Here is a 13272-nt window from a genome sequence, read left to right as displayed (position 1 = left end):
TCCATTTTTAAAATATTACCACTGATATTACTTGTTTATAAATTGACTTAATAATAATTCTGGAACTACACAGCCAGCACATCCAATTGTTAAAACAATTACAATCATAATTGTTGAATTAAAAATAACTGCAATGATACCTAGCACTGCAATTGCAATTAATGCAATGCCACTATACAGTAGAATCTTTTGCAAAGCTACGTTTGATTCTGGTTTAAATAACATAAAATTTTTATGAACATGCGTTAAAAAGAAAAATCCATTTAATAACAATAATAATGAAAATAAAATCACAAGAATATTAATTGCCAATGAAATCACTCCTTAGATTTTAGTGAATTAGCTTGATTTAGACGTTTGTATTGATCTCCTAATGCTTTTTCAAACTTACCATTTTCTTTAGGATGATAATACTTAGCATTTTTAATTTTATTTGGTAAGTATTGTTGTGAAACCCAATCATTAGGGTAATCGTGTGGGAATTTATAACCAACATGGCCCAATTCTTTAGCACCTTTATAATGCGCATCTCGTAGATATTTTGGGATTTCCCCATAATTTCCAGTTTGTACATCTTTGAGAGCTTCATCAATAGCTGTAATTCCTGAATTTGATTTTGGAGATAAACAAAGTTCAATAATTACATCTGACAGGGGGATTCTTGCTTCAGGTAAACCAAGCTTATTAGCAGCTTCAACAGCCGTTACGGTTCTAGCAGCAACTGTGGGGTTAGCTAAACCAACGTCTTCGTAAGCAATTACCATCAGACGACGGGTAAGTGAATTTAAATCATCAGATTCAATTAAGCGAGCAGCATAATGTAATGCAGCGTTAACATCAGAACCACGGATTGATTTTTGAAATGCAGATAAAACGTTATAATGACCGTCCCCATTTTTGTCTTGGGTTAGTGCCTTTTTTTGCAAACATTCTTCTATATCACTTAAAGTAATGTGGATAACTCCGGCAACGTCTTTAGTTGATTTAACGGCTAACTCTAAAGCATTTAATGCACTTCTTAAGTCCCCATTAGTATTATGGGTTAAAAAATTTAAGGCATTATCATCAATATTAACTTTGTATTTTCCTAAACCATTCTCTGAGTCATTTAAAGCACGATCAATGGCAATTTTAATATTTTGACTTGAAAGGGGATTAACTTGAAAAATTTGGGTTCTGGATCGAATTGCTGGATTGATATTAATGTATGGATTCTCAGTTGTTGCTCCGATTAAAATGATCTGACCACTTTCCAATAATGGCAACAAAAAATCTTGCTTAGTTTTATCTAAACGATGAATTTCGTCAAGTAGTAATACTACAGTTCCACTCATTTTGGCTTCATTTGCAACAATTTGTAAATCCTTTTTGGTATCAGTAGCAGCATTAAGAATACGAAAAGCATACTTTGACGATCCTGCAATTGCACTTGCAATACTAGTTTTTCCAGTTCCAGGAGGTCCATATAAGATCATAGAAGATAACATTTTGGCGTGTACCATGCGTTGAATAATTTTACCGTTACCGACTAAATTTTCTTGTCCCACAATTTCTTCTATTTTTTTAGGACGCATTCGATATGCTAAAGGTTTTTGCATATTATTCCTTCTTTGTTAATGAAATAAACGTTGCCAAAAAGATTTTTTTTTATTAGAAATTGATTTATCTGACGAAGGGTGGCGATCTTCGGTAGATCGATAATCAATATTATCAATATGAATAGCTGTCGGAGCAGCAATAATAATTCCATAATCATCTGGATTCGTTTCATAAATTTTATCAGTTCTCAACGTAAATTTTACGTTGTTAGCGGTAGCCGCTTTTAAATATGGACTTTGTTGTTCGGTTGGAAGATTACCGTTAATGATTATTGTATAGTTAGGATGTTCCTGGATAATTTTTTCTACTTGAGCAATAGCGTCTTTACTGCTAACTTGCGCAACTTTAATTGCGAGTGCAACTCTTTCTCTAAACGTACCTAAATATTTTCTTTGTTCATCTGGATTTATTTTAGGTGTTCCGCCATTGATGGCTTGATCAAGTCGATTTTGTACATTTCCGTTATCGGATGACATAAGTTATCTCCTTTAATAATTGATGATTTTATTGTAACATTTATAAAAAAATGTATACAAAAAGCGACCTCATATGAGAGTCGCTCTTTTAATACTAAATATTAACGGTTGTAGTATTCAACGATTAATGAAGTATCAATATTTGCATTTAATTCATCTGGTTGAGGAAGTCTAGTTAGTGAACCTTCAAGCTTATCAGCATCAAAGGATACGTAAGCAGGACGACTAACAACATCTTTAACGGCTTCTTGAATAATAGCCATGTCTTGAGATTTTTGACGAACTCCGATAACTTGACCTGGTTTTACTTCGTATGATGGAATATCAACACGTTTACCATCAACAGTAATGTGACCATGATTAACTAATTGTCTGGATTGACGACGAGTAGTAGCTAACCCTAAACGATAAACAACATTATCTAAACGTTGTTCAAGTAAAATTTCAAAGTTATCACCATGTTTACCTTCACGAATTTTACCAGCTTTTAAGAAAAGTGAATAAAATTGACGTTCAGTTAAACCATACATGTAACGCATTTTTTGTTTTTCACGTAATTGAACACCGTATTCTGACAACTTTTGGCGACGACCTTGACCGTGAACACCAGGAGCATATGGACGACGTTGTAATTCTTTACCAGTACCTGACAAAGAAATTCCAAGACGACGAGAGATTCTCCAACTTGGACCTGTATATCTTGACATAAATAATTCCTCCAATAAAATGTTTGGAGTAAAATAATAGATGTACACTTAGTATTCGTGCATATCTCTCAGAACTTTCACCTCAGCAGCCGGTGGGTTACTAATTAAACTATTAAATAGCAAAGATATGTTGACGAGCTTACCATGTACCGCTGCATTATTTTACACATTCTCCATTGTATTTGTATTAAGAACGAAAGTCAATAAAATATACATAATTAAGCTTTGCTTTAGTATTTTTCAAAGTCAAAATAATAATGTTTATGGTATAATTTGTTGAATAAGCAACTCTATTTTAAAATAAACTAAAAAATTAAAGGTCGGATAAATAAAATGCTCAATGTCATTATTGGTATCTTAGTAATTATTATTATTATCTATGTTTCTGTTGTTCTTTACCAAAAACATCTTCTCAAGCAAACTGTTGCAATGGAAAAACAAAGTAATAGAATGAAGAATCTTAAACTAGAAGAGAGTTTTAAAAAAGTTAAGGAAATCGGATTGACAGGAACGTCTTTAAAAGATGTTGATGACGCTTATAAAGAGTTTCAGTCAATTAGTCAACATGAATTTCCTAAAATTAATCGAGCATTAGCCAATGCACGTAAAAATGCTAAAGGAATTAACTTTTTAAAAACACGTGATGAATGTGATCAAGCAAGTTATCTTCTTGAAAATTCAGCAAAAAAAATTGACAATATTCAAGCAACTCTTGAGCATGTTGAAAAAATGAATAAAGAACATAAACAGGCTGTGGATGATTTAGAGGCAAGTTATAAGCAATTAAGAAAAGTATTGTTGACTAAGAATGCTGAATTTGGACCTGCAATTGATGCACTTGAGGAACAGCTTTCTTCCATAGAAGGAACCTTCAATGATTTTTCCGATTTAACTAAAAAGGGTGATCACGAGAATGCTGAAAAATTATTGCTTGATTTAAATCAAGCAACTAACAAACTTGAAAATATAATCAAAGTTATTCCTGAATTATTTAAATTAAATAACGTTAAGTATAAGAATCAAATTTCTGAAATTGAATCAGCTTATTCCAAAATGAAAGCAGAAGGATTTTGCTTTGTGGATGATGATTTTGATATTTCACTTAAGGAACTCAAAGAGACTGTAGCAGATAATATTGAAAATATTAAACATTTGGATATTGAATTAGTAAAAGATCAAGATCAAGAAGTTGAAAGTCGAATTAACGGTCTTTATGATAAAATGGAAAAAGAAATGAAAGCACGGGTAAAAGTTGAAAAACAAATTAATGTTATTACAAAATTTATTCAACATGCCAAACAACAAAATATTACTTTAACTAATGAGTTAGAACGCTTAAGTCATAACTATTCTTTGGAACATGGGGAGATAGAAAGCGCTAAGGATTTGGGACAAAAAATTGATTCGATTGCTCAACAACACCAACAGGATTTGAATAAAATTGAAAACCGTACAGCAGTATATTCTTATGTTCTAGATAATATAGTTAAGTTCAAAGCTGAATTAACTAGGATAGAAAAACAACAAATCAAATTAAATGATTCTATTGCTGATTTTAGTGCTGAAGAAAAAGAAGCTCATCAAATTTTAGCTGATCTAACAGCAGAGTTGCATGCAATTCAACGTCGAATTGAAAACTTGAATCTACCTGGAATCGCTGATGATTATGTTGATTATTTTGGAATTGTTTCTGATGAGGTTAATCATTTAAATTCTACGATGAATAAAGTTAAGATTAGTATGGACGATGTTAATAAACAACTAAATCAAATTAAAAAAGATCGGGATACACTTCAAGAAAAAACGGATGATTTAGTTGATCAGTCGGTTTTAGCTGAACAGGTCATGCAGTACGCTAATCGCTATGTGAATAGTAACCCTGAAATTGGATCTGCTATTAAAAAAGCTAAGCATTTGTTTGATAAAGACTTTCATTACGATAAGAGTTTAGCTACAATTGCTAATGCGGTTGATAAAGTCGAACCAGGAGCTTATAGACGAATCGAAGATAATTATTACAATACCAAAGCCAAGAACAACAAATAATGCTAGATACCAGGTCTGTTGGCCTGGTATCGTTTTTTGAAGAAAGAAGGTTCAAAATGATTTATTTTGATAATAGTGCTACTACCAAAGTCGATGACGATGTTTTAAAAACTTACAATCAAGTTAGTGAAAATTTCTGGGGAAATCCATCAAGCCTGCATAATTTTGGTGAAAAGGCTAATTTATTGTTACAACAGTCTAGAAAACAAATTTCTGACTTGCTTGGCGTTTCTCCATCAGAGATTTATTTTACTAGCGGTGGAACCGAAGGAGATAACTGGGTAATTAAAGGTACAGCAATGCAGAAAAAAGAATTTGGTAAGCACATTATCACTACTAAGATTGAGCATGCTGCTGTAAAAAATTCAATGAAAATGTTAGAAAAATTGGGTTTTGAAATAACATATCTTCCAGTGGATACCGAGGGAAGAGTGTCTGCCCGTGAATTGTCGGATGCAATTCGTTCCGATACTATTTTGGTTTCCATCATGGCAGTTAATAATGAGGTTGGAACCATTGAACCATTAGATGAAATTGCACAGGTGTTAAAAAAGTATCCTAAGATTCATTTTCACGTTGATGCGGTTCAAGGGATGGCAAAGGGAATTCATGATTTAATTTTTAATGATCGAGTTGATTTTATTACTTTTTCAGGTCATAAGTTTCATGCTCCACGCGGAATTGGATTTGTTTTCGGTAGAAATGGTCGTAAAATTGATCCATTAATGGATGGGGGAGGTCAAGAACGTGGGCAACGAAGCGGGACTGAAAATTTGCCTGCTATTGCGGGAATGGCCAAAGCAATTCGTATTATTAAAGAAAACGAAACCAAAAGTATTGAGAAACAACAGGCTATTCGAAAACGAATTTATAATCACATTAGTAAATATGAAAAAGTTGATGTATTCTCTGGTTTAAATAATCATTTTGCCCCTCATGTTTTGTGCTTTGCAATCGAAGGAGTAAAGGGAGAAACTATTGTTCATGCCTTTGAACAAGAAAAAATCTATATTTCGACTACTAGTGCTTGTTCTTCTAAAAAAGATGAAACATCTGGAACACTTGCTGCAATGGGAATTCCTAATGAAATTTCTAAAAGTGCTGTAAGAGTATCATTGGGTGATAATAATCAACTTTTTGAAGCTGATGAGTTTAACCAAGTATTTGATAAACTTTATGATAAATTTAAACATTTAAGCTAAATCAAGAAATATGAAAGGATGTGACAGAATGAAATATAGTGAAATCATGGTCAGATATGGTGAATTATCAACTAAGGGTAAAAATAGACGAGATTTTATTCGTCAATTAGGTAAAAATATTCGTAATGTTTTGGTGGGCTTTAATGGTGTTGAGGTAAAAGCGCAAAGAGATCGGCTACATGTTATTTTAAATGGACAAGATGCGAAACCAGTTTTATCAGCCTTAAGTAAAGTTTTTGGAATCGAAACATTTTCTCCTGTTGTTAAATTACCTAAAGATGCTTCATTAAAAGAGATCCAAGAAGCAGCTTTGCAAATGATTTCTGAACAATATCAATCAGGAAATACTTTCAAAATATCTACTAATCGACAGAATAAAGATTATCCACTTAATACTTATGGTGTTGATGATGGAGTGGGTAGCTATATATTAGATAATATTGATAAAATTAACGTTGAAATGAAACATCCTGATATTAATTTGCGAATTGATGTTAGGTTAACGGGAATTTATTTATCAAGTGAAACAATTCCTGGCTCGCTGGGATTGCCAGTTGGAACTGGGGGACGAGCTACTATGATGTTGTCAGGTGGGATTGATTCTCCAGTAGCAGCTTATATGGCAATGAAACGTGGCGTGAAAATTGATATGATTCATTTTTACAGTCCTCCCTATACTAGTGAACAGGCGTTGGCCAAGGCTAAAGATTTGACAGTAAAATTAACTGCCTTTAGTGGTACATTGGATTTTATTCAAGTGCCATTTACTAAAATTCAAGAAGAAATCAAAGAAAAGGTTCCAGAAGGATATTTAATGACGATCCAACGTAGAATGATGCTACGGTTGGCAGTTGCAATCACGATTGAAAGACATTGTAATGGTGTTTTTACTGGTGAATCTTTAGGACAAGTTGCCTCACAAACTTTGGAAAGTATGCGTGCAATTAACGATGTAACTACGATGCCAGTTTTGAGACCATTGTTATCATTAGATAAAACAGAGATTATTAAAGTTGCCAGAGATATAGATACGTATGACTTATCAATAATGCCATTTGAAGATTGTTGTACAATCTTCACGCCTCCGTCTCCCAAAACTAAACCTGATTTAGAAAAAACACGAAAATATGAGAAAAACATTGATGTTGAAGGGCTTATGCAGGCGGCTTTAGATGGAATCAAAGTTTCTAAAATCAATGTTGATGATAATTATTTAAATTCTCAAGAAGATGTTTTCGCAGAATTGCTTTAAGAAAGGTGATAATCATGGAAGTTAAAATGTTTTTAAAAAAAGTTAAATTATTGGGGAATCCACCAGAAGTTGGCGAGGCATTACCTGAATTTACGGTCGAAAACGCTGCTGGAAATAAAATAAATACGAAAGATTTATTGGGAAAACCAATGGTATTATGTTCAGTCCCTAATTTAGACACTGAGACTTGTAGTCTTGAAACCAAAAAGTTTAACAAAAAAGCTGATGAGTTTCCTAATGTAAGATTTGTAACAATTTCAAATGATACTTTGGAAAATCAAAAAAATTGGTGTGCAGCTAAGGGAGTAGATAATCTTGAAGTTATGTCTGATTTTGATGGCTCATTTGGGAAAGCAATGAAATTGTATATTCCAGAAATTAAACATTTAGCACGTGCTGTATTTTTAATTAATGCTGATGGGGAAATAGTTTACGAACAAATTGTTCCCCAAGTTGCTAGACAGCCAAAATATAAAGAAGTTATTGAAAAAATAAAAGAATTCTTTGAGTAGTTGACTAATAGAACAAAATTAAGTATTATTGGATTAAATTAAATGCTTTGAGCAAGAGGTTTTATAAATTAACTTTTAAGCGAGAGAATGTTGGTGAGAATTTCTTAAGTTGTTTTTAAAATGTAACTTGTTAGCAGTCATAATGAATTTAGTAGTTATGATCGGGTCAAACCGTTATCTGTTTTGAGTTGGGATTATTTTAATAATCCAAATTAGGTGGTACCGCGAGCATTCGTCCTATTGATTAGGATGGATGCTTTTTGTTTAAATGAAAATAGAGGTGACTCGAATGGAAGAAAATATTGAAATGTCAACAAAATTCAACCCTCAAGAAGTTGAAAAAGGAATGTATCAAAAATGGCTAAATGAAGGAGTTTTCAAACCTAGTGGCAATCACAAAGCACAACCTTATTCGATTGTATTGCCTCCCCCAAATGTAACTGGTAAATTGCATCTTGGGCATGCTTGGAATACTACTTTACAAGACATGTTGATTAGACAAAAAAGAATGGAAGGCTATGATACTTTATGGCTTCCTGGTATGGATCATGCTGGGATTGCAACACAAGCAAAAGTTGAATCAATGTTGCGTGAAAAAGGAATTTCTCGATATGATTTAGGACGAGAAAAGTTCATTCAGCAAGTTTGGGATTGGAAAGATAAATTTGCTGATACTATTCATAATCAATGGGCTAAATTAGGGTTATCATTAGATTATGATCGTGAAACATTCACTTTGGATGATAACGTTTCTAAGGCGGTTCGAAAAGTTTTCGTTGACCTTTATAATCAAGGTTTAATTTATCGAGCAAAATATATTATTAACTGGGATCCACAAGCACGAACAGCACTTTCTGATATTGAAGTTGAGCATAAAGATGATAAAGGTGCCTTTTATCATGTTAAATATAAATTTGCTGATGATACAAAATTTAATGGTAAAAATTACATTGAAATTGCTACTACCAGACCAGAAACAATGTTTGGTGATACTGCAGTAGCAGTTAATCCAAGCGATGAAAGATATAAAGAATTAGTGGGAAAAGAAGTAATTGTACCGTTAGTTAATCGTAAAATTCCAATCATTGCAGATCATTATGTTGATCAACAATTTGGAACTGGAATGGTTAAAATCACTCCAGCACATGATCCTAATGATTTTAAAGTTGGTAAGCGACATGATTTAGCTGAAATTAATACTATGAATGAAGATGCATCAATGAATGAAAATGCTGGTAAGTATGAAGGCATGGATCGATTCGATGCACGAAAAGCAATGGTTGAAGATTTAAAACAAGCAGATGATATCATCAAGATTGATCCAATTGTTCATGCAGTTGGTCATTCTGAAAGGACTGGGGTTCAAGTTGAAGCTCGACTGTCTACTCAATGGTTCGTAAAAATGAAACCATTAGCTAAAAAAGCAATGGAAAATCAAAAAACTGATGATGCTGTTAACTTTGTTCCAGAACGGTTTGAACATACTTTTGACCAATGGATGGAAGATGTTCATGATTGGGTTATTTCCCGGCAATTATGGTGGGGACATCGTATCCCAGCCTGGTATAATAAAAAGACCGGTGAAATTTATGTTGGAGAAACTGCCCCCAAAGATCTCGAAAATTGGGAACAAGATCCAGATGTGTTAGATACTTGGTTTTCATCCGGATTATGGCCTTTTACTACTATGGGTTGGCCAGATACAAATTCTGAAGATTTTAAACGTTATTTTCCAACTTCAACCATGGTAACCGGATATGATTTAGTGTTTTTCTGGATTTCTCGTATGATTTTCCAAAGTTTACATTTTACTGGTCGTCGTCCATTTAAGAATGTCTTATTACATGGTCTGATTCGTGACGAACAAGGACGTAAAATGAGTAAATCGCTTGGGAACGGGATTGATCCGATGGATGTGATTGAGAAATATGGTGCTGATGCATTACGTTGGTCACTTTCTACTGGAACTACACCTGGTCAAGATGAACGGTTTAGTTATGACAAGATGGATTCTTCCTGGAAATTTGTAAATAAGATTTGGAATGCTAGTCGATATGTAATTATGAATTTGGGTGATATGAAAGAACCTCAATTGCCCAATTCAAAAGATTGGAATTTAGCTGATAAATGGATTCTAGCTAAACTTAATAAGGTAATTGCAAATGTTAAAGAAAATTATGATAAGTTCAACTTTGGTGAGGCTAATCGTAATCTTTATGATTTTATTTGGAATGACTTTTGTGATTGGTATATTGAAATGAGTAAAGAGACATTAACTGGTGATGACGAGAAAGCTAAACATAATACTAGAAATGTTTTGGCGTATGTTCTTGATCAAATTTTACGACTTTTACATCCAGTAATGCCATTTGTAACTGAAAAAATTTGGTTATCAATGCCACATGTTGGTGAATCATTAGTAGTGGCGAAATATCCGGAAACACATGATGATTTTGTTAATGAACAAGCCGAGTCAGATATGGGGCATTTGATTGAAACAATCAAAGCTGTTCGCAATATTAGAGCAGAGGCTAATGCACCATTAGGTAGTCCAGTTGACATTTTGGTTAAAACTACTGATAGTGATTTAAAAAATGTATTGGAAAATAATCGAGAATATATTGATCGATTTGGACATCCTAGTAAGTTAGAAATTGGTGCTAATCTTGATGTGCCTAATTTAGCGATGACCTCAGTGATTACTGATGCAGAAATTAGTATTCCTTTAGCAGAATTAATTGATTTGCATGATGAAGTTAAACGACTTGAAAAAGAAGTTAAAAAATTTGAGTCCGAAGTAGAACGTGCTGAGCATAAACTAGCTAATAAAAAATTTGTAGATAATGCACCTAAAGCAGTTGTACAAGAACAAAAAGAAAAACAGGTTGATAATAAGAACAAGTTAGCGGCTGCTAAAAAACGGTTAGCTGATGTTCAAGCTGCTTTAAATGAAAACTAGTAATTAAAACAAGCCTAGCAGAGATGCTAGGCTTGTTTTAGAAAGGAAACTATTTTGATTGAAACTTATGAATCCGCTCTTGCTTATATTCATTCTCGTCCGCGGATTAAAAAAGAAGCAACCCAAAAAAGAATTAACCAACTACTAGAACTACTTGGAAATCCACAAAAAAATTTAAAGGTAATTCATATTGTTGGAACTAATGGGAAAGGTTCAGTAGTAGCATATCTTAGCGAACTTTTTCAAGGAATTGATTTACAAGTAGGAGAATTTACCTCACCATTTATGATTAATTTTAACGAAAGAATTAGGATTAATGGTGATTCTATTGGTAATGAAGAGTTAGTAAAATTAATTCAAAAAATCAAACCATTGGTAGACAAAATTGATGACCAAAAACCAGAATTGGGACCATCTGAGTTTGAGTTGATTACTGCCATGATGTATCTTTATTTTGCTAGTAAAAATGTTGATATTGCTTTGGTAGAAGCAGGGATTGGCGGTCAAAGTGACTCTACAAATGTAAATGATAATTCTTTAATGACTATTATTACTACCATTGGCATGGATCATATGAATATTCTTGGAAATAATATTAAATTAATTGCAGCTGATAAGGTCGGTATAATGCGAAGTAAAATTCCAACTGTCGTAGGTGTTGTTCCAGATAAAGTAAAATCAATTATTTATCAACGTGGGGTAGTAGTTAATAGTCCAATTTATAAAATTAATGATGATTTTTATTTAAAAAAAATTGATAAAAATAATTTTGATTTTATAAATGATGATTTAGTAATTTCTAAAATTAAAACATCTATGTTGGGTAATTTTGAAATGGAGGATGCTGTTGTTGCAATTGAAGCTTTTTGGGTGTTTGTCAAAAAATATTTAGCCTTGAAAAAACAAGATGTTATAAATAATATTAAAAACAGAATCAGACTAACAAAGTGGATTGGTAGAATGGAATTGATTAGTAATTCACCAGCAACCATCATCGATGGTGCTCACAATGTTCCGGCTATAAAGCAGTTGTTGAATTCATTAAAACAATTAAATTACGATAATATTTATTTAGTAATGGCAATTTTTGCGGACAAACAATACGATGAAATGGTTGAAATTACACAAAAAGTACCTAATGTTAAATTAACCTTAACGCGATTTAATCGAAATGGTTCTCGATTAAGTGCTGACTTTAGTACCGAAAATTATTATCAAACTAATTTTATAAAAGATTGGAAGCAAGCAATTAGTGAGAATAAACTTAAGACATTATCTAACAACAATAGTGTATTAGTAGTTACGGGGTCATTACTATTTATTTCAGAAGTCCGTAATTTTTTGTTAAAATAAAATATAAAAAATAACCAACTATTAAAATATTCAGAAGAGTAATCTTGGTTTTAAACTGCATTCAATATGGTATACTTAGTGTATTAAATTGAAAATTAATTAAAATAAATATTGATAAGGGATGAACGTTTTGTTTGGATTAGGAACTAAAAATATTGGAGTAGATTTGGGAACTGCCAACACGTTAGTTTATGTTGACGGTAAAGGAATTGTTCTTCGCGAGCCTTCTGTTGTTGCCAAAAACACCAAATCTGGTGATATTGTAGCAGTGGGTAATGAAGCTGAAGCAATGATTGGAAGAGCACCAGCAAGTATTGATGTTATTCGACCTATGCAAGATGGTGTGATTGCTGACTACGATACTACTGTTGCAATGTTAAAATACTATATTGAAAAGGCACTTGGTAATCATGGTGCAAAACCATATGTAATGGTTTGTGTTCCAAGTGGGATAACTACTGTCGAAAAAAGAGCTGTAATTGATGCTACTAGAGTTGCTGGTGCACGTGATGCCTATGTAATCGAAGAACCATTTGCAGCTGCAATAGGTGCAGGACTTCCTGTTATGGATCCTACAGGTAGTATGGTAGTTGATATTGGTGGTGGAACTACTGATGTAGCTACGATTTCTTTAGGTGGAATTGTCTCTTCCCGTTCAGTTAGAATGGCTGGCGATAAATTAAATGATGCAATTGTTTCTTATATTCGCAAAAATTATAATTTGTTGATTGGAACTCCAACTGCTGAAAATATTAAAATGAAAATTGGGTCAGCTTCGATTGAAAAGTCTAAAGAAATGGGAAGTGAAACAGTTAGAGGACGTGATTTGTTAACTGGTCTTCCAAAATCTACTGAGGTTACAGCTGAAGATATAGCAATTGCTATTCATGAAGATTTAATGGAAATTGTTACAGCAATTAAAGAGACTTTAGAAGCTACTTCTCCAGAAATATCGGCCGATGTCGTTGATCATGGGATTGTTTTGACAGGTGGCGGAGCTTTAATAAAGAATTTGTCTGATGTGATTGCCGATGAAACTAAAGTACCTGTTTCGGTTGCACAAGATCCATTAGATTGTGTTGCAAAGGGAACTGGTGAATCACTTAAAAGTATCGAAGTAATGAAGAAAAAATAATTCTTATAAGCGGGCCTACCCGCTTATTTGT

At 33.0% G+C, this 13272-nt stretch carries 11 protein-coding genes and 1 other annotated feature; of the genes, 7 read left to right on the top strand and 4 right to left on the bottom strand.

All coding sequences use genetic code 11. The features are described from left to right. Positions 1 to 27: 27 nt before the first annotated feature. The 4 genes from AC0GLR_RS04355 to rpsD form a co-directional block, all read right to left on the bottom strand. Positions 28 to 321, bottom strand: a complete 294-nt coding sequence (locus AC0GLR_RS04355; protein ID WP_495604256.1) for a hypothetical protein — start codon at positions 319 to 321, stop codon at positions 28 to 30. Beyond that, positions 318 to 1598: a replication-associated recombination protein A gene (locus tag AC0GLR_RS04350; protein ID WP_495604255.1), complete on the bottom strand. Its 1281-nt coding sequence runs from the start codon at positions 1596 to 1598 to the stop codon at positions 318 to 320. The genes AC0GLR_RS04355 and AC0GLR_RS04350 overlap by 4 nt, the downstream gene beginning before the upstream one ends. 15 nt (positions 1599 to 1613) lie before the next feature. Then, a complete protein-coding gene (locus tag AC0GLR_RS04345) occupies positions 1614 to 2075 on the bottom strand; it encodes a YueI family protein (RefSeq protein WP_495604254.1) in 462 nt (153 codons plus the stop codon). Between the two features lie 101 nt (positions 2076 to 2176). Then, positions 2177 to 2782: a 30S ribosomal protein S4 gene (gene rpsD, locus AC0GLR_RS04340; protein WP_495604253.1), complete on the bottom strand. Its 606-nt coding sequence runs from the start codon at positions 2780 to 2782 to the stop codon at positions 2177 to 2179. 333 nt (positions 2783 to 3115) lie between these two features. Between rpsD and ezrA the strand changes: the two genes are divergently transcribed. From ezrA to AC0GLR_RS04305, 7 genes are all read left to right on the top strand, one after another. Further along, positions 3116 to 4828 carry a septation ring formation regulator EzrA gene (gene ezrA, locus AC0GLR_RS04335; RefSeq protein ID WP_495604252.1) on the top strand — a complete coding sequence of 571 codons (1713 nt, stop codon included), beginning with the start codon at positions 3116 to 3118 and terminating at the stop codon, positions 4826 to 4828. A 56-nt stretch (positions 4829 to 4884) separates the two neighbouring features. Next, on the top strand, positions 4885 to 6030 hold the full coding sequence (locus AC0GLR_RS04330) for a cysteine desulfurase family protein (protein WP_495604251.1): 1146 nt from the start codon (positions 4885 to 4887) through the stop codon (positions 6028 to 6030). 28 nt (positions 6031 to 6058) lie between these two features. Next, positions 6059 to 7282 (top strand): tRNA uracil 4-sulfurtransferase ThiI, encoded by a 1224-nt coding sequence (gene thiI / locus AC0GLR_RS04325; RefSeq protein WP_495604250.1) that lies wholly within the window; start codon positions 6059 to 6061, stop codon positions 7280 to 7282. Positions 7283 to 7296: 14 nt separating this feature from the next. Further along, entirely contained in the window at positions 7297 to 7794 is a 498-nt protein-coding gene (gene tpx, locus AC0GLR_RS04320) for a thiol peroxidase (RefSeq protein WP_495604249.1), read from the top strand. Positions 7795 to 7832: 38 nt separating this feature from the next. Next, positions 7833 to 8037 (top strand) — a binding site (T-box leader). 46 nt (positions 8038 to 8083) lie between these two features. After that, on the top strand, positions 8084 to 10753 hold the full coding sequence (locus AC0GLR_RS04315; protein WP_495604248.1) for a valine--tRNA ligase: 2670 nt from the start codon (positions 8084 to 8086) through the stop codon (positions 10751 to 10753). 54 nt (positions 10754 to 10807) lie between these two features. After that, a complete protein-coding gene (locus AC0GLR_RS04310; RefSeq protein ID WP_495604247.1) occupies positions 10808 to 12106 on the top strand; it encodes a bifunctional folylpolyglutamate synthase/dihydrofolate synthase in 1299 nt (432 codons plus the stop codon). A gap of 130 nt (positions 12107 to 12236) precedes the next feature. Further along, entirely contained in the window at positions 12237 to 13241 is a 1005-nt protein-coding gene (locus AC0GLR_RS04305; RefSeq protein WP_495604246.1) for a rod shape-determining protein, read from the top strand. The last annotated feature ends 31 nt before the right edge of the window (positions 13242 to 13272 follow it).

The sequence above is a fragment of the Fructilactobacillus sp. YLN 2412 genome, from assembly GCF_059488745.1.
This window is presented reverse-complemented; position numbering and strand designations above follow the sequence as displayed.

Bases quoted from the DNA above. Each gene is read 5' to 3' on its own strand.
- AC0GLR_RS04350 (WP_495604255.1), bottom strand. From the start codon at position 1,598: ATGCAAAAACCTTTAGCATATCGAATGCGTCCTAAAAAAATAGAAGAA.
- AC0GLR_RS04345 (WP_495604254.1), bottom strand. From the start codon at position 2,075: ATGTCATCCGATAACGGAAATGTACAAAATCGACTTGATCAAGCCATC.
- rpsD (WP_495604253.1), bottom strand. From the start codon at position 2,782: ATGTCAAGATATACAGGTCCAAGTTGGAGAATCTCTCGTCGTCTTGGA.
- ezrA (WP_495604252.1), top strand. From the start codon at position 3,116: ATGCTCAATGTCATTATTGGTATCTTAGTAATTATTATTATTATCTAT.
- AC0GLR_RS04330 (WP_495604251.1), top strand. From the start codon at position 4,885: ATGATTTATTTTGATAATAGTGCTACTACCAAAGTCGATGACGATGTT.
- thiI (WP_495604250.1), top strand. From the start codon at position 6,059: ATGAAATATAGTGAAATCATGGTCAGATATGGTGAATTATCAACTAAG.
- tpx (WP_495604249.1), top strand. From the start codon at position 7,297: ATGGAAGTTAAAATGTTTTTAAAAAAAGTTAAATTATTGGGGAATCCA.
- AC0GLR_RS04315 (WP_495604248.1), top strand. From the start codon at position 8,084: ATGGAAGAAAATATTGAAATGTCAACAAAATTCAACCCTCAAGAAGTT.